Annotated in this window: 14 protein-coding genes; 1 reads left to right on the plus strand and 13 read right to left on the minus strand. The window is 42.8% G+C overall.

What is annotated here, in order from left to right; genetic code table 11:
- Nucleotides 1-127 precede the first annotated feature (127 nt).
- Entirely contained in the window at nt 128-1,381 is a 1,254-nt protein-coding gene (locus PGQ38_RS02515; RefSeq protein WP_118579657.1) for a D-alanyl-D-alanine carboxypeptidase family protein, read from the plus strand.
- Nucleotides 1,382-1,444: 63 nt separating this feature from the next.
- Here PGQ38_RS02515 and PGQ38_RS02520 read toward each other — a convergent pair whose 3' ends face one another.
- The 13 genes from PGQ38_RS02520 to PGQ38_RS02580 all read right to left on the minus strand — a co-directional run bounded on the left by PGQ38_RS02520 (nt 1,445) and on the right by PGQ38_RS02580 (nt 17,591).
- Nucleotides 1,445-3,919: a glycosyltransferase family 2 protein gene (locus PGQ38_RS02520; protein WP_270430750.1), complete on the minus strand. Its 2,475-nt coding sequence runs from the start codon at nt 3,917-3,919 to the stop codon at nt 1,445-1,447.
- A 1-nt stretch (nt 3,920) separates the two neighbouring features.
- Entirely contained in the window at nt 3,921-5,156 is a 1,236-nt protein-coding gene (locus tag PGQ38_RS02525) for a hypothetical protein (protein WP_204453854.1), read from the minus strand.
- The gene (locus tag PGQ38_RS02530; RefSeq protein ID WP_148461728.1) at nt 5,153-6,082 is read right to left on the minus strand and encodes a class I SAM-dependent DNA methyltransferase; all 930 of its coding nucleotides are present in this window, start codon (nt 6,080-6,082) and stop codon (nt 5,153-5,155) included. The genes PGQ38_RS02525 and PGQ38_RS02530 overlap by 4 nt, the downstream gene beginning before the upstream one ends.
- 6 nt (nt 6,083-6,088) lie before the next feature.
- On the minus strand, nt 6,089-7,342 hold the full coding sequence (locus PGQ38_RS02535) for an ABC transporter ATP-binding protein (protein WP_270430752.1): 1,254 nt from the start codon (nt 7,340-7,342) through the stop codon (nt 6,089-6,091).
- A gap of 137 nt (nt 7,343-7,479) precedes the next feature.
- Nucleotides 7,480-8,295 (minus strand): ABC transporter permease, encoded by an 816-nt coding sequence (locus tag PGQ38_RS02540; RefSeq protein ID WP_118579665.1) that lies wholly within the window; start codon nt 8,293-8,295, stop codon nt 7,480-7,482.
- Nucleotides 8,296-8,305: 10 nt separating this feature from the next.
- Nucleotides 8,306-8,860: a dTDP-4-dehydrorhamnose 3,5-epimerase gene (gene rfbC / locus PGQ38_RS02545; RefSeq protein ID WP_118579668.1), complete on the minus strand. Its 555-nt coding sequence runs from the start codon at nt 8,858-8,860 to the stop codon at nt 8,306-8,308.
- 178 nt (nt 8,861-9,038) lie between these two features.
- Complete coding sequence (locus tag PGQ38_RS02550; RefSeq protein ID WP_204453853.1) at nt 9,039-10,616, minus strand: GH25 family lysozyme; 1,578 nt, start codon at nt 10,614-10,616, stop codon at nt 9,039-9,041.
- 261 nt (nt 10,617-10,877) lie between these two features.
- Nucleotides 10,878-13,463 (minus strand): L,D-transpeptidase family protein, encoded by a 2,586-nt coding sequence (locus PGQ38_RS02555; RefSeq protein ID WP_204453851.1) that lies wholly within the window; start codon nt 13,461-13,463, stop codon nt 10,878-10,880.
- 32 nt (nt 13,464-13,495) lie between these two features.
- A complete protein-coding gene (locus PGQ38_RS02560) occupies nt 13,496-13,759 on the minus strand; it encodes an HPr family phosphocarrier protein (protein ID WP_118579680.1) in 264 nt (87 codons plus the stop codon).
- 77 nt (nt 13,760-13,836) lie between these two features.
- Nucleotides 13,837-15,132 (minus strand): CdaR family protein, encoded by a 1,296-nt coding sequence (locus PGQ38_RS02565; protein WP_148461731.1) that lies wholly within the window; start codon nt 15,130-15,132, stop codon nt 13,837-13,839.
- Nucleotides 15,110-15,997 (minus strand): diadenylate cyclase CdaA, encoded by an 888-nt coding sequence (gene cdaA, locus PGQ38_RS02570; protein ID WP_118579686.1) that lies wholly within the window; start codon nt 15,995-15,997, stop codon nt 15,110-15,112. The genes PGQ38_RS02565 and cdaA overlap by 23 nt, the downstream gene beginning before the upstream one ends.
- Nucleotides 15,998-16,041: 44 nt before the next feature.
- Entirely contained in the window at nt 16,042-17,160 is a 1,119-nt protein-coding gene (locus tag PGQ38_RS02575) for a hypothetical protein (protein ID WP_173719280.1), read from the minus strand.
- The gene (locus PGQ38_RS02580; RefSeq protein WP_173719279.1) at nt 17,157-17,591 is read right to left on the minus strand and encodes a hypothetical protein; all 435 of its coding nucleotides are present in this window, start codon (nt 17,589-17,591) and stop codon (nt 17,157-17,159) included. Before PGQ38_RS02580 ends, PGQ38_RS02575 begins: the two co-directional genes overlap by 4 nt.
- Nucleotides 17,592-17,599 lie beyond the last annotated feature (8 nt).

The following is a 17,599-nucleotide window of genomic DNA, read 5'->3' on the forward strand; positions in this document are numbered from 1 at the left end:
CAGGAAAAATATACTATATGTTATACTTGCAGCAGAATTGTATCTGCACTGTCAGAAAGAGTGTTACCATGTTGTTCACAGACAGCACTGCAGATACCCTTATTTTAATACAGGAGTTCATTATACTATGAAAAAGCGAAAGATAACCTCAGTTTTTCTGGCTCTTGGTCTTTTTGCATCTCTTCTTTTCCAGGTTCCCATATCTGCAGAAGAGGCAGACCAGAGTGCAGCAGTTGAAGCATCAGGTACCATATCTACCAATTCCATTTCCGGATGGCCACAGGCTTCCGATATTTCTTCTGAAGCGGCTGTAGTCATGGAGAATACCACCAATACCATTCTCTATTCCAAGAATGCAGACGAAGTACTTTTCCCTGGAAGTACAGTCAAGATCATGACCTGTCTTCTGGCTCTTGAGAATACACAGCTCACAGATGAGGTTACCATGACCGCCACCGGAGTTTCCGGTGTCACAGACGGTGGTGCCAGTATTTCCTCACAGGTTGACGAGGTCTTCACTGTAGAGCAGTGCCTGTATGCCATTATGGTTGCCTCTGCCAATGATATTGCACTGCAGATTGCAGAGCATGTAGGCGGTTCTGTAGACGGCTTTGTCCAGCAGATGAATACCCGGGCACAGGAGCTTGGATGTACCAATACCGTATTCACGAATCCCACCGGACTTCCGGATGACAACCAGCACACTACAGCCCACGACATGGCGCTGATCATGCAGGCCGCCATCCAGAATGAGTCTTTCAGAACCATCGCAGCAGCCACCAGCTACACGATCCCTGCCACCAATAAAGCGGCAGCCCGTAACCTGACCAGCAAATTCACCATGACAGATACTGGCAGCACCGGATTTTATGAAGGATGTATCGGCGGTAAGGAAGGTTATACGGAAGCCTCCGGAAGTACACTGGTATGTGCAGCCCAGCGAAATGGCATGACTCTGATCAGCGTAGTCCTGAAAGGTGCTTCCGGTCAGACAGCTCCTGATGCAGCCTCTATTCTCAATTATGGATTCGATCAGTTTGTAACTTTATCCCTTGGAGACAGCGATTTCAGCATTATCTCCGGCGGTGATGTAGTAGTTCCAGCCGGCACCGGTGCCGATAGCCTTACCACAGAAGATTCCCAGAACGGCGACCAGATTGACCGCACCTACCTTTTCAACGGCACTTCTGTGGGATCTGCAGTCCTTGAAGTTGTTCAGTCTGATGATACTGCCTCCGTCCAGGAAGGTCAGCAACACATGCAGGCGGCCAAGGACTACTCCGATAATCACACTGAAATTCCGTATTTTGTAATTGCCGGTGTATTCTTACTTCTTCTGATTCTTTTGATCTGGAGGATCGTGAAAATTGTAAAATCCTAATAAAAAACCCAGTCAGGACAGGGTATCTTCCTCTCCCGACTGGGTTTTTATGTTAGTTCTGCATCAAACTATTTCATCCTTCTTCTCATACGCCATCCTGAATGCACAATCTCCTCTCACAATACTCAGATTCGGATTGTAATACGGATCACCCTTTTTCAGAAAATCTCTGTAACGTTCCCGGAAATGATCCACCTCTTTCTGAAGACGCGCCTTCTTCTCCGGCGTATTCTCCAGTCCGCGTGACTTAGATTCATAATGGTACAGGCAGGCCTCCGGAGTAAATACAACCAATTTACCAAGTGCCCTTGCCCTAAGACAGAAGTCAATATCATTCAGTCCCACTGCAAAGCTTTCATCCAACCCATGAAGTTCCTCAAAAACGCTTCGCTTCACCATCAGACAGGCGCCTGTTACTGCGCTCTCATCCTGTGTAGTTGCCAGTCTCCACAAATATCCTGTGGCATATCTGTCATATCCGGTAAGAATATGTCCTGCAAAACCTGCGATTCCTACCACGACACCAGCATGCTGAACCGTATTATCCGGGTAAAGGAGCTTGGCTCCTACAATGCCCACATCCTCTCTCTGGCAATAGCCCATCATGTTCTCCAGCCACTCTGGAGTAATAACCTCTGTATCATTATTCAACAGAAGTAAATAATCTCCATCCGCATATTTTGCACCAAAATTGTTGATTGCTGAATAGTTGAAGGGACCATCCCATGTAACCACTTTTGCCTGAGGATACCGCTTCTCAAGTTCCTCATAATAGTGGAAGGTCTCTTCCTTCTCACTGTTATTCTCAATTACTATAATCTGGATATTTTTCCAGGTGCTCCTCTCCAGAATGGAAGTCACACATTTATTCAGATCCTCTGTATGATCCTTATTCGGAATCAGAATGGATACCTTCGGGTCACCCTCTATAACAAAATGGGTTCTGAAAACGACCGGGCATCCAGTGTATTCCACCTCTGCCTTAATTCCCATGCGCTCATAATGCCCTGCAAGAGCCTTTTCTCCTGCGATCACTGCATATGGCTTGTCATCCGGATTGCCCGCTGTGGAACCCTCATGGCTTCTCCAGTGATACAGAATTTTGGGAATATGGCGGATCTTCTCACTGTCTGTATGCTCCGTGCAGCGAAGCAAAAAATCAAAGTCCTGAGAACCGTCATATTCTGGTCTCAGAAGTCCTGTTCGGTCGAGAAGTGTTCTCTTTACAACCACCAGATGGCAGATATAATTTACGCAGCACAGATAATCAGGGTTAAAATCCGGCTTAAAATGAGGGAAAAGCCGATTTCCTCTTATATCAATAATATCCTCATCAGAATAAATAAGCTCCGCCTCCGGATGCTGTGAGATTTCCTTTGCCATCTGATAAAAAGCTTCCTCTGCCAGGGTATCATCATGATCTGCAAATGCAATATAATTTCCAGTGGCAATTCCAATAGCAGCATTTGTATTGTCTGAAATCTGCAGCTGTTTCTCATTGAAAACAACTTTGATCCTGGGATCCTTTTTCTGATACTCTTCCAGAATACTGCGGATCGGAGAATCTGCTCCACTTCCATCTGAAAGGCAAAGTTCCCAGTTGCTGTATGTCTGCGCCAGCACAGAATCCACAAGAGCCTTCAAAAGGTACTTATCCGTCTTATAGAGAGGAACCACAAGGCTAAACTTAATGTTCTCCTGAAAAACAGTCTTTCTCTGCTGATTCAGTTCTTTCTTAGTAACCCTGTTCTCCTTCAGCCAGGTCTGGTAAAGACCGTCTCCCTTGCTCAATGCTTCCAACTTGATCAGCGACTTCCGGATCACAGTATGAATGCCATTGGAACGATAATTCTCCATTGCCTTTTTCGAATAAAGGCTGGCTTTTGCCTTAAAGCGTTCGCCCTTTGAAATACCAATCTGGTAGACTGCCTTTTTTCCGTTCTCATCCTTTGCAACAAGATAAGCCTTCTTTCCAGATACATTTTCTGCCTGGATATGGAATCCACAATCCTTATTCACTTCGCATTCCCGAAACATTTCTGCCACGTCCATTCGGGTATTCCGCTTCAGGGTTATTTTCACAGGCTTTTTATTTTCATCATATACCTGCAGGGAAACCGGTGTGGTTCCTACTGCCCAGCCGGCAAGGATAACCTTCTTCTGTTCTCTGACTATAGATTCCCCATCAACAAAAAGCTGAGGTTTTCCCTGTTTTCTCATAAGATCCGGGGTTTTCATCTTATACCAGAGGAAACGCTCCTTTCCGTTAACAGCGTATACCTCAAGTTTTTTGTAATTCTGCAAATTTTCAGGCAGGGTAACCAGTACCTCCACCCATTTGCCTCCTGGATTTTTCGTCTCCACAGCCCTCATAAATCCGGTCATCACAGTAATCAGGTTTGCCTCAGAAAGAAGGCGGATACCATCCAGATAACACTCTATATCTGCTTCCTTTGAAACCCTTCCTGTGATCATATATTTGCAATTATCATTCAAAAGAAACCGTTCTTTTTCAACCAGCATTACCTTTTGATTCATTCTACTTTCCTTTCTTTGCAGAAGATTCCCGACCATTTTTCAGACGGTCCACTGCTTCTCTCGCCCGCTCTCCAAGCACTCCTTTAAGACTGTGGCTTCTCACCTCAAGGGCACGGATCTCATTCAGCATATCTTCTTTTGCCTCATCAATCTCCAGGTTCAGTGTAAGATTCTTAGCACCTTCCGGAACTTCTATATCTACAATGCAGGGATCAAACCGTGAAAGGAAGGCCCAGCTGCCGCAGATTGTTCCATCGGGTGTCAGAACCCCATCCATGGAAGCAGGCATCCTGTCAAAGCGGATTGCTGCAAGATGTACCGTACACGGATGATCACCTGGATCAATTCTTATAAACCTGCAGCTTTTCGGCAGATTCAAGGTGCATTTTACCTTTCCCGCCATAATAGGCCTTTTTACAGAACTTGCTTCGGAATACATACCTCTTTGTTCCGCGAAATATACCTGCAGCGGTCCCAGATTACTCAGGGACAAATATTCCACCCCTGGAGTCATTGTGGCATACATCTCCCTCATAGGAACATGCGTGCCTGTGATATATACCTGAAAACCGCTTTCCATTCTGGAAAAACTGGTTCTCATCGCTTCTGAAATACCAAATTTCTCATAAAGTCTGGCTGCATTCAGCACTTCACGCACTTTATGCGTCTGTATATAGTAATGGATGATCCGATACAGTACAAATTCACAGGGAACAGGAAACTCAAATGTCCATTCATAGTCCAGAAGCGTATATGGACTGGTCATTACAACATTGTCACAGATCATATCAATATTCGTAACATCTGTACATGTCAGTCCGCCAGGCATAGGCACATCACCGAAAACATTTTTGAATTCCTCAGTTATTGTGAACGGCTTCTTGCTGTGAAGCTTCTGTACATTTTCCAGATATTCTGTGAAAATTTTCTCAGCTTTTTCCTTTTCTCCCTTTCCCAGCAGATCATCCAGATATTCTGCAAGATTCTCCTGTTCCAGATACTCAAAATAAGCACAGTCTTCGCCAATCTCGCACTTGTTGCTCAGAAACGGAACTTCCCCATACATCTGATCAAGCTTCTGATTCCATTTTTTCATACGAAGAACGTGTTCTTTTCCTTCCGGATACAGCCATTTTTTCTCCAGCCATCTTTTCCCATCTTCTTCTGCAATGTCAGTGCGGATTGCGAAGGAACGGCTTCTTTCATTGGAATATTTACTGAAAATAATCTCTTTCATTTGTTTTCCTTCCTTTCCACAATCACCAGGAATGAATTGGAAAATTCCTGAAAAAGTCCTGCATCAGTGAGGGAATCGTATACTTTTCCCTCATTGAACAATTGTATTCTGTTACGGTCAAAATTGCAGAAATTATCCCGAAGCTCGCCTTTCTTCGGCAGACGCTTGTCTGAATAAATAGTCATCGGGAATTTATAATCCGGATATGGATAATAGAAAGTGGTCTTAAATTCACCAGCCTGGTCAATAATATCAGACAGTTCCTTTCTGGAAAAAGTCCGCACACTTCTGGTATCCGGATAGTTCTCCAGTCCTTCAAAATATTTTCCCACATGATCTTCGGTGCAGCCGGCCCAGTATTTCAGGCCAAGTCGGTTCTCAATCGCGATCACGATTCTGCCTCCCAGTGCCAGATGGCGGGCAATGCGTCGGAGCATTTCCACATAAGGCTGTGCTGTCCCGATATAGCCCTGGGAATATTCAAACACACCGATCAGGGTAATGTAATCATATTTCTCAGTAAGGCTACTCTCCACATCCTGAAAATTTCCTACCATAATTTTCACATTATCACATTCGCGATTTCGATATGCATTGATGGTGCTGCGCATTTTTGACAGATCGATACAGGTGACACTTTTGGCTTTTCGCGCGAGAACTCCTGTGATCGGTCCACATCCGGATCCGATTTCCAGAACCTTCTGTTCTTTTGTGATAGGGAGCCACTCCAGAATGTTCTGGCGAATATGTGAAAAATGATAAAGAACCGGCCAGCTGTTTCGCTCATAGATCAACTGGTTTAGTTCCTTCTCCTGATAATTTTTCGCAATTTCAAGAAGCTCTTCTTCCACAGGACCATCGCTGTACAGATCCTCGCCTGGGTAATATTCATAATCTAATGTTACGTTTCCGATTTTTTCCTGCATATTTTATTATTCCTCTATCCACACTTTGGAATTCATATCGTAGAATCCAACTGTATTTTTGGAAGAAACCACAGTTATGTTGCATGCATCATATAAACGATGGAATACGGTAAAATCTCCATTCCGATAACCGGTACATCCAAAGGAGAGAAGATATTCCCCGCCCTGCATATCCATTTTCTGCTCAAAAACCACTACACACTCATCCCCTGCGTCTGTGTGTTCCACATTCACACCTTCATACATAGTGTTGGTTCCTGTGATCTCAGTTCCCTGAATATTCTTGAACGTGAAAGCCATAATAGGCTGCTGAATGCTTTCATGAAAATGAATGCGCATTTTAATCTGAAATTTAGACCCCTTCTCGATCGTGTTGGTCTGAAGTCCCTTGGAATCCATTACAACGAAGTCTGTGATCTCAGCCTGTTTTTCCCCATACTCCAATGTGTTTGGGTTCACAAGGAATCCCTGTTTCCAGTCTTCTTTCTTTGTCTCTGAGCCTTCTGCCTGTTTCACCGGATCCTGATGTACCAAAAGCTGCTTATACATGTCTACCATAGCTTTAGGCGTGCCCTCGTCCAGCATGACACCCTGATTCAAAAGAATAACACGATCGCAGTATTTGGAAATGCTTCCCAGGTCGTGACTTACAAACAAAATAGTTTTGCCCTGTTTCTTAAATTCCTCGAACTTATGATAGCATTTCGCCTGAAAAAATACATCACCTACAGAAAGTGCTTCATCCACTACCAGGATCTCCGGATCTATGTTGATAGCCACAGCAAAGGCCAGGCGTACAAACATACCACTGGAGTAGGTCTTTACCGGCTGATGGATAAAATCACCAATATCAGCAAAACTGAGGATTTCATCCAGCCTTGCGTTGATTTCTTCTTCGGAAAAACCTAACATGGTACCATTCAGGAAAATATTTTCCATACCAGAATATTCCGGATTAAATCCGGCTCCCAGTTCCAGAAGAGCCGAAATTCTTCCATTTACGGTTACGGTTCCGGCTGTAGGAGCCAGTACACCGGTAATAATTTTCAGAATAGTGGATTTTCCGGAGCCGTTTGTTCCAATAATACCAACGCATTCTCCTTCTCCAATATCAAAACTAACATCCTTAAGTGCATAATGTTCTTTATACAGCTTCTTACGACTAAGCCCCAGAGAATCCTTCAGGCGGTCCAGTGGTCTGTTATAGAGCTTATACATCTTGGACAAATTTCTTATTTCAATGGCGTTTTTACTTTCCACGTTGTTTCCTTTCTTTTCTATCCGCTTTGTAACTGCCTAGTTCCTCTACAGTTCTGTACTTCATCGAACATGTCTCATGAACCGTTACCTTCCCTCTTCGCTGAATACATTTCGATTCATAACTGCTTTTCTCCTATTTACAGAACATCTGCAAAATGAACCCGAAGCCGCTTAAAGATCCAGTTTCCAAACAGGAAGCAGCAGATGGCAAATATCCAGAAATATAATGTCCAGACTGGTCTTTCGAAGAACCAGCGCTTGATAATAAATGCGTCACGATATCCTGATACAATATAAAATACAGGATTCAGCTGAAGAATTTTGTATAGAAGGCTGTTGGTACCGATCATGCTCTCTGACACCCACATAATAGGAGTCAGCCATACTCCAACCTGTAATCCGATACCAATAATCTGGTTCAGATCGCGGAAAAGGACTGCAATTGCACTAGTAGCATAGCAAAGTCCCAACACAAGAAAAAAGACGCATGCACTATAATACAATATCTGAAGGTAGTACCAGTCAGGAAATCTTCCGTTACATATATAAAGAATAATTGCCAGAAGTACAAAAAAGCCATGTACAAATAAAGCGGAAATTATTTTTACCACTGGAAGGACGCTAATGTTGAACACTACCTTTTTTACAAGGTAATTATATTCCAGAAGCGAATTGGTACCTCCGGAAAGCGCATCAGAAAAGAAAAACCAGGGCACAATACCAGCTACCAGATAAAGCACAAAAGGGACTCCCAGTTCATCTGTGTTGGACCGGAACCCCACTGAAAATACAAACCAGTATACCAGAATTGTTACCACCGGCTGAACGAAAGCCCAGAAGGTTCCAAAATAAGAACCTGCATATCGGGTCTTGAAATCATTTTTTGCCAGTTTCATAACCAGCCGGCGGTTTTTATATAAATCCGCCGGCAGGGAAAAAATAGACTTAAGCATTTACAGTCTCCTATCTGTTAAGTTCCTTAAAGCTGCCCCATTTCTGATCCTTGTCAGAGAAGATCAGCTCCATACCTTCCGGAATCGGCCACTGTACATTGATGTCCGGATCATTCCAGATCAGACCGCCCTCATCGTTTGGATGATAAAAATCGGAGCATTTATAAGTAAACTCCGCATTCTCAGAAAGAACCAGGAAGCCATGTGCAAATCCTTTCGGAATAAAAAACTGTTTCTTATTCTCTGCTGAAAGAACAACTCCGTACCATTTTCCATAAGTTTTGGAGCCCTCTCTTAAATCTACAGCCACATCAAACACTTCTCCGTTTACTACGCGGACAAGTTTGTCCTGTGGATAATGAAGCTGGAAATGGAGACCGCGAAGAACACCATAACGTGAGCTGGACTGATTATCCTGTACGAATTCTACGTCAATTCCTGCCTCTTTGAAGTCATTGTAATTGTAAGTCTCCATAAAATAACCTCTGGAATCTCCAAATACGGTTGGCTCGATTACTTTTAAGCCTTCAATATCATCACAATTTGTTACTTTAATTTTTCCCATTTTTTTTCTCCTTATTTATCTTTCATTTTATATTCAGTCAAATTTACAGTCTTATCGACTTCTTGGAACGTGTTTAAAAAGGTTTTCTGCAAGATGTGCGTCACAATTTGTGGGAGATCTTTCAAACACGCTCTAATATACATGATTCCGTCTGATAAATCAAGATTATTGGTTGCGGTTACTGTTCATCCAATCTGTACTGTTTGGTACATACACCATTTTTGTTAAATACGGAAACGAGTCCATCTGCACTGGTCAGGCTCACGTTCTGCGCACGTACTCCTGCGCCGGCACCCGTTCCGCGGTAGAAATAATATTTTTTTCCTTTGATGGTGTACCAGCCCTTATAAGCCTTTCCATTTTTTCCAAAATAGTAAGTATTCTTCCTGCCATTCTCTGTGAGGGTGATAAACTTGTTCTTTGCACGGTAACCTTTACTTCCAAAATAGTAAATGCTGCCGTTAGCTGCTACATATTTGTAATTCTTTTCCATAGCAAAGGATGTAGTGCTGAAATAATAATATTTCCTGCCCACCTTGCGCATACCTGTCAGGGCTTTGCCATCTGCTCCGAAATAGTAGGTCTTGCCTTTCTTTGTCACAACTTTATTTTCTACACGTACACCGTTTTTGTCCACGTAATAAGCAGTGCCGTCTTTCTTGATCAGCTTGCTTTTATATAAGTGTCCGTCTACGGAACTAAAGCAGTAATACTTGCCATCAATTTCCAGCCAGCCTTTGGCCTTTTTATCATTTGTGTAGTAATATTTTCTGCCTTTAACAGTGGTCCAGCCATTCTTGTGAAGCTTGGGATCTGAATATAAAGGCTGTTTTGCAGGGGTATAGCCTTCCTGAGAATTCCATCTGGGAACAATCTTGGTTGTATAATCTACATAGCCAAAGTTCAGATCCACATTGTTCTCTTTGGGAACTCCACTGATCAGCTTCTTGGTACTGATCATACCTGGAACTTCATCACCAGCTGTGCACTGCCAGATGGTGTATTTGTATTTGCTGGCGCTCGGTGCAAGAATTGTATCTCCGTAGCTTGCAATCCAGACATCCAGACCGGAGCCTTCCAGAACGTTCCAGTCTACAAAATTATTATACCAATTCAGATTCATGTAGAGAATTGGTGTATATCCTGCCTTGCGGATCTCATCACAGAATGTGAGAGCAATCTGGGAAATTTCCTTTCTGGTCAAGGTTCCCAATGTAGCTTCATCTTCCAGGTCAAAAGCTACCGGATAGGAAACCTTATGTCCCTGCATCTGACGAATGGCCAGCTGCGCTTCAGCAAGTGCTTCTTTGTTTGTCTTGGCAAGACTGTATACATAAGTTCCCACCGGCACATCTGCTGCTTCTGCCTCAGTCATATTATAGTCATAATAATCATCCAGATGTCTGGTTCCATAGGAAATACGCACAAAGGCAAAATCCAGATCTTTCTTGGCTTCCTTCCAATTGATTTTTCCCTGCCATTCTGAAACATCCATACCTCTGGTAATGGCTCCTTCTACTTTCTTTCCGCTTCCATTGTAGCAGACTCCGTCAATTTTGTGCCATGCCTTTGAGCTTGTCTTGGAAGAGGAATCTCCTACACTTGGTGCCAGATGCGCATCTGGTGAAACATTTTCAATATTATATGGCTTATTTCCTGCATTGGCACTTACATCTGCAGTTGGTCCTGCAATTATTGCAGTTCCAAGCAAAGCTGTAAATAAACCGGCAGACAGCCATTTTTTCCATTTTCCCATATCTCCTCCTGATAAACAGTTTCAGGTTACGTTCCTTACCGGACCAGTAGTGTTTACCGTTTTCCCTTATTCGCTTGTTTCTTACAAGATGTTAAAAATGTGTTACTTTGTTATTATACAGTTTCCATTTTCAAATTTCAATGTTATTCTCCAAAACAGTAAAAAGGTGCCTTAAAATCATCAAATCTGATAATTTTAAGACACTCTTTTTGGCTTTTTATGTCGTTTTTTTTATCAACAAATATCTTTCAGAGTAAGCTATTAAGCTGCTGGATCGGTCGGATCGTAGTATCCGCCATTCTTAATTCCCTTCAGCGGTGTAATTGCGCGACGTCCCAGCGGTCCTTTGAATACTTCGTCAGACTTATAGGTTCCATCGAAAATATAAATGGTGGAACCATTGCAGTTCTCATATACCCATTTTGCATCGGCAACACAGGTACGGATACAGCCATGGGAAGCCGGGCTTCCAAGCTTAAGATATGCACTAACCGGCAAATTATAGCTGTTTGCTGAGCCGCATGCAATAGAGTGGACGAAAATTCCGCCCTGACCAGCACCATCTACATGAGTACCATACTGTCCCCAGGACGGTCCCATAAGCGCCTGCCATCTGCTGTATCTTGTCAGTTTATATCTGCCTGTCGGAGTATCTGTTCCAGGATTGCCTACTGAAACACGAATGGTCTTAACCGGAATTGTACGGTTCGCATCTGCATAAATTGTCATAACACCATTTACACGATCCACTTCAACTGTATATCCTGATTTGTAAATATTTGTCACGTCATTGATTCTGTAACCATTCTTATCAAAGTAATACAGCTTGCCATCAATCCACTTGGATTCATTTTGCACAAAGCCCTTCTTATCCGGGTTAATGTAACGAACCAGATTCTGGGAATTGTCTACAACCACCCAGCCTGTAGTGAACTTACCAGTGGCATCTACATATCCGTATTTTTTGCCTTTCTTCACGAATGCATTCTTCACAAGACTCATATTCTTGAAGTAATACCAGTTTCCATCAATCTTCTGCCATCCGCTCTTGCGAAGTACACCTTTAGAGTCTGCAAAATATGTTTTTTTCTTGTAAACAAACATTTCATTCTTAACCATCTGGCCATTTCTTGTATTAGATGTAGATGGTTTAAAGAAATAACTCTTGCCATTGATCACGGTAACTCCGCTGGCAAGTCTTCCGTCAGCTTTGAAATAATATCCGTTTCTCAGTGTATTGGCATAATGCTTTCCTTTTTTATTGAACAGGAACCAGCCATAGAATTTCCCCTTAGAGGTGGTTACTTTCTGCCATCCGGTTTTCTTCACGATCCGGCCAGCAGTAGAACCAAAATAGTACATTCTGTTTCCAGCCCCAGGACAGCGATGCCATACCTTTTTCCAGTTTGCTCTTGCACCAGTTTCTGTTACATAATATTGTTTCTTTTTATAAGTGACAATACGATTCTTATAAATACAGCCATTCTTATCTGTCAGATAATATTTGCCATCTGTGGCTTTCTTCATAGTCTTCTTAAGAAGATAGCCATTCTTATCGATCAGATAGGAATTTTCCGCATCTTTACGTCCGTCAAGCTCTGTTACAATAACGCCATGAACCATAAGCTGTCCAATTTTACTGCTGTCCAGCTCACCGGAATCATAATATTTCCACTGCTCACCGGCTGTTCCTGCAAAACTCTTCCATCCATCACGGTACATCTTTCCTGGAATTTCCTGATCTGTTTCTGCTGGCTGGAAGTAGTACTGTGCAGCTACTCCGTTTACGGTCAGAGTAACATTCCCAGTACGTGGTGTTCCATTCTCATCCAGACAATAATACTCATCATTGATCTTATAATATCCTGTATATGTATTATTTGCCTTGGCGGCTTCATCTAACTGTGCAGTGGTTAGTGCCTTACCATCTGCGCCATAATAATGGAAGTTTCTGCTTTCTTTGTTCCACAGCCAGTAATCCTTCTTCATCTGACCAAGTGTGGTCTTCCACGGAACCAGTGCAGCACCCTGTCCATTATATTCTGTATATGCCTGTGCACTATCGGAAGCTGTAAAATAGAATTCACCAACAGCCCCATTTGCACTCTCCGTTCCAGCTAAAGTCTTAATGCCGGTAACCAAAAATCCATTGGCATCAAACAGATAACTTCCAGTATGAACTGCTCCAGCCTCGTTTCTTGTAGTAATCTCTACAATGCCATCTGCTGCGGTATAATATTCAGTCTGGACAGTTGTTCCTTCAGCCTCTGCACTTTCCGTACCTGCTGCTTCGCCATTCTCCTGGACTTCATCAAACGCCTGAATCTCATCAGAACCAGCCACATTCTGAGCCTCAGCAGCTGCACTTACAGCTGATTTCTTCTTGCGAAGCTTAAAACCATCAGCTGTCTGCTCCCATTCTTTCCAGTCAAATACTCCGTCTGAATTATCTGCCTGTACTTCCTGAGTCCCATCCAATGTGCCTTCAGGAACAGCTTCAAATCCATCTACCGGAGCAGTACTTCCATTCTCCTCCACTGTTTCACCTGAAGTAAAGCCATCGGAAAAACCATCTGTACTTTCTCCTGAATTTTCGCTGTCTGTATGTTCTTCCTTGTCCTGGCTTTCCTGTACCTGCTGCTCCTCAGCTGCTGCCGTATCTGCAGGCACCTCTGTATCCTCAGACGGCTGTACTGCTTCGGTTCCGTCTTCTGTTTGCACATCTGCTGCCTGTTCAGATGTAAATCCAGATTCAAATCCGCTATCCAAAGCTGCGGCTGGAACTTCCAGACCCATGGACACACTTAACATAATCCCTAAAACTGCGGCTGCTACTCTCTTTTTCACTTTTATGCCTCCCTATTGTAACGTTGTAAATCTTATTCTCCTAAACCATTGTTGATAACAGTTACAAGATTTCTTAAAGCCTCTGTTTCGTCCTCGCCTTCGCAAAATATAGTAATCTCATCACCACATTTCACACACGCGCCCAGAACACTGAGCACGCTTTTGGCATTGGCAGACCCCTGACCATACTGAAATGTTATAAGAGATTTATATTTCATAGCTTCCTTACAAAGAATGCCTGCCGGTCGTAAATGAAGGCCGGAAGGATTGTTCACCCTTACTTTCTCACTTACCATAGTTTCTCTCCCTTATTGCTGCTGTTCTCTGGATCCATGGCAATATATTTCGCCAAACGTTATCCGTAAACAACAGCTCATTCATTATTAGTATCTGAATTGGAAACTTCTGATATAGTCACATCTGCAACCACATCATCCAGAAGTTCAAATCCCTTAGGCAGCTTCACAGTCACAGGGATCTGATAGCTTCCTACTTCCATATCCTTCAGATCAACAGAAGCTTTCACTTCGTCAAGATTAAAGTCATCAAGCTCTCCAGCTGTTGCTTTCACGCGGATTTCAATCTTATCTGTTCCAAATGTTACCAGAAGATTATCAGCAAGGTTATCTACCGTAACCTGATTGGAGGGAAGACCATATGAATGACTTCCAATAGGTAAAATACTTACCTTCACCCAAACGTCCTCACTGGTTCCGCTTGTCAGCTTCACATCCTCAGGAAGCACATCTTTCAGACTGACTTTCTTCTCAATATCAGTTGTCTCTCCTGTAATATCAATATCAGTACCGCCTATCCAGATCGTGTTGTCATTCTGCTTCAGAGTCTCCAATGCCTCATCTGTTCCCGCAATACTTACAGTATCCGGAACAGTAGTCACACTCTCCACCTGATAGCCATCTGCCGGCACACCTACATAGTCCGCACCAATATTAACGCCTGTGCGAATCTTCCAAAATTTAGTTGTAACAACAACTTTGGTATTATCTATGGTGAGATAAGCCATTCTTCCGGCAAGACTGTCCTGATTCTTATCAATAATATTCAGTTCTGCCTCTTCGGAAAAATCCTTTGTTCGGCCATCAACATCAACGGTCGCATTTACTTTATCAATTTTATTCACAAGAGATTTCGGACCTGTAATTTTAACTTTCTCCGGACTTGCGGTCTGGGAACCAACCTCGTAGCCCTTGCCCGGCTGGCTGGAACCGTAATTTACATTAACCAGAAACTCCTGTGTTACTTTTTCTTCCAGTCTGACACTGAGATACTGTGGTGTCACTTTAATATTCTCGGGGCTGATTCCCGGACAGGAGGCAGTGATCGGAACCATAACCGGATCTGTATCAAGGCTTCCTGCCTGCTGCAGATCTGCCGTCAAGGTTATATTGGTCTGAGTAATCCTGGAAAGAAGTCTTCTCTCTCCTGTGATTGTAACCCTTATAGGATCCGGATCATCATCCTGCATACACATCATGTTTGCACTATCCACATAAGCCGTATTCTGGAGTTCTACATTTTCTCCGGCAATGGTGATACTTTTACTGGATACCGGATTGTCCACATTTACCACAATAAACCAGATCAGAAATCCGATGAAAACAGACATGATCTTCAAGGTAAAATTCCTAGTCAGCTTTGTCTTCTTCATGTCTCATTCTTCCTTTCAACAGATGACGCAGTTTACTGTTAGTTACAACCTTTTTATTCTGAGCCTTGATCAATGCAGATCTCAGTTCAGCACTGGTAAGCCCTCTGCTGAGCTGTCCGTTCTGGGCCATAGACACCTGCCCGGTTTCTTCTGAAACAATAATTGTCAGGGAATCACTTACTTCACTAATTCCCACACCAGCTCTGTGTCTGGTTCCAAGCTGTTTGCTCAGCTCCATATTATCGGAAAGAGGCAGATAACAGGTAGCTGCTACAATTCGATTGCCACGCACCAGGACAGCGCCATCATGGAGTGGTGTATTATGTTCAAAAATATTGATCAGGAGCTGACTTGTAAGAACTGCATCCACATTGATTCCTGTGCGCTCATATTCACTTAAGCGGATATTCTGCTCAATAACGATCAATGCGCCAGTTCTTACTTCTCCCATGTCAAAACATGCCTTCACAAGCTCATTGATTGTTTTATCTGTAAACCTTTCCTGTACCTCTTTGCCGGCATCCAAAGGGAAAATAGAAGCCATAAACTTCTTCTGTCCCAGCTGCTCCAGCATTTTCCGAAGTTCTGGCTGGAAAATAACAACAACACTGGTAAGAAGTATAGTAGAAAGATTCTTAATGATCCAGAGGATCGTATTCATTTTCAACACATATGCAAATAAAATAAAAAGGAGTACTATCAGAATTCCCTTCAACAGAGTATAAGCGCGGGTAAACTTGATCCACACCATAAACTGATAGATAAAGAAGGAAATCAGGGCAATCTCCAGTATGTCTGTTACTCCCAGACTGGGCAGGGAGAGTTTTGACAAATATCCTGATAATCTGACTGCCATATCCTGCATAGTGTACTCCTTTCTTTGTTACCATTCACTGCCAAGCAGTAACCTTAAAGATCTTTAAGAGATTCTTCAAGTTTTTTTTCAAAATCAATATCCTTAGCAGCAGGTTTCTCTGCCTGTCTTGGCTTTCTGTCTGCTGCTGGAGAAGCTTTCTTTCTTTTAGGCTTCTCATCCTGTCGGAAGATTGGATTGGCATAAGTACCAGAGTTGTCCTCTGCCTTGCGCTCTTCACGAACAGGTTCTGCATTTATTTTCTTAATACTTCTCTCGGAAGTTGCAACAGAAGCCTTGGGAACTGCTTTTACATAATAGAAGTACTCATCATCCTCATACTCCAGACGCTCTGCACGGCTGTAATCTCCTCCAAATGCAAAGAACTCAAGCACAAGTGCCAGGAGAACAGCTGCAATCGTACAGATCAGAAGCGGAATCATTGCAACAGTTGCATTCAGGTTCATTCCAAAACTTCCAACAAGCATTATAAACACATAGGCAACACCGCCTGTAATAATAGATATCCTCCATGCATGATCAAAAGAGCGGGTACGGATCAGATGTACCAGAAGGATAACTGCTACAAAAGCAACAACTGCAATCCACATTCCCCAGTTCTGTACCAGACCGTCAGCCATGATCTGCAGCTTATCTGTCATCTCCAGATCCGGATTCACAAGAATTGTTGACTGTGATCTTAAAAAACGGATAAAATAATACATAACCACACCGCAGCCAGCCGGAATTGCAGATAAACTGCTCTCCATAAGTCCGCTTCCAATAGGAAGTAATGCCGGAAGGCTGAATGCAAAGGAAAGCGGTGTAAATACAAATGTTACATTCTGTTCACCACTGAACCTCAGGAAAAAGATCATCATCAGAAGGATCAGAACAAGCATAAATGCCGCAATTTCAATTCCAAGTGCATAACTGTGAACAAGGATCAGCACAAAACCAATATACATCATAGCGGAAGACGGCAAAATGGAACAGATCAATGCCAGGATCAGTACTAAAAATACATTATTCAGGCGAGACATATATCCCATATTCGCATTGATCCACAGGAAATAAACCAGTGCAAGAACAAACTTCATTACAGGCAGGATATACATTTCATACTGTCCGTATATTTCTTTTATTTTCTGCTTTAACTCAAGTAATGCTGTCATTTTCTATATCCTCCTGACATTTCACGTCCTGCGAATTTCTTTTCTTCACGAGTATAGATTTTCTCTAATTTCGTCAGCTGAGTGTAATACTGTTTTACACTCTTCTTCGCCTTATGGTACTTCACAGTGTACTGGATATATGTCAGCACAGAATATAATACCAATATCCCTATATATCCCCCCAGGACTACAACTCCAAGAGAGATCAGATCCATCTTGTGCACATTATCCAGCAGATATTCCAAATTATACGCTGCAATCACAGCCAGTATCAATCCATATCCAATTGTTACAAGAAAGAAATTCTTAATCAGCGCCAGACCAATATAGTCACTCCTGTAGTACTTGCTTACTGGAAGATACTTTCTGCCTTCCTGTTTCTCATATACAGCAAGCTGATCCATTATCTTTACTTTTTCTTCGTTTATCATAAATGGCT

This window comes from Blautia faecis, assembly GCF_027662325.1.
GTDB classification, from domain to species: domain Bacteria; phylum Bacillota; class Clostridia; order Lachnospirales; family Lachnospiraceae; genus Blautia_A; species Blautia_A faecis.

Coding starts and splice junctions, on each gene's coding strand:
- PGQ38_RS02515 (WP_118579657.1), top strand. CDS start 128: ATGAAAAAGCGAAAGATAACCTCAGTTTTTCTGGCTCTTGGTCTTTTT.
- PGQ38_RS02520 (WP_270430750.1), bottom strand. CDS start 3,919: ATGAATCAAAAGGTAATGCTGGTTGAAAAAGAACGGTTTCTTTTGAAT.
- PGQ38_RS02525 (WP_204453854.1), bottom strand. CDS start 5,156: ATGAAAGAGATTATTTTCAGTAAATATTCCAATGAAAGAAGCCGTTCC.
- PGQ38_RS02530 (WP_148461728.1), bottom strand. CDS start 6,082: ATGCAGGAAAAAATCGGAAACGTAACATTAGATTATGAATATTACCCA.
- PGQ38_RS02540 (WP_118579665.1), bottom strand. CDS start 8,295: ATGCTTAAGTCTATTTTTTCCCTGCCGGCGGATTTATATAAAAACCGC.
- rfbC (WP_118579668.1), bottom strand. CDS start 8,860: ATGGGAAAAATTAAAGTAACAAATTGTGATGATATTGAAGGCTTAAAA.
- PGQ38_RS02550 (WP_204453853.1), bottom strand. CDS start 10,616: ATGGGAAAATGGAAAAAATGGCTGTCTGCCGGTTTATTTACAGCTTTG.
- PGQ38_RS02560 (WP_118579680.1), bottom strand. CDS start 13,759: ATGGTAAGTGAGAAAGTAAGGGTGAACAATCCTTCCGGCCTTCATTTA.
- PGQ38_RS02565 (WP_148461731.1), bottom strand. CDS start 15,132: ATGAAGAAGACAAAGCTGACTAGGAATTTTACCTTGAAGATCATGTCT.
- cdaA (WP_118579686.1), bottom strand. CDS start 15,997: ATGCAGGATATGGCAGTCAGATTATCAGGATATTTGTCAAAACTCTCC.
- PGQ38_RS02575 (WP_173719280.1), bottom strand. CDS start 17,160: ATGACAGCATTACTTGAGTTAAAGCAGAAAATAAAAGAAATATACGGA.
- PGQ38_RS02580 (WP_173719279.1), bottom strand. CDS start 17,591: ATGATAAACGAAGAAAAAGTAAAGATAATGGATCAGCTTGCTGTATAT.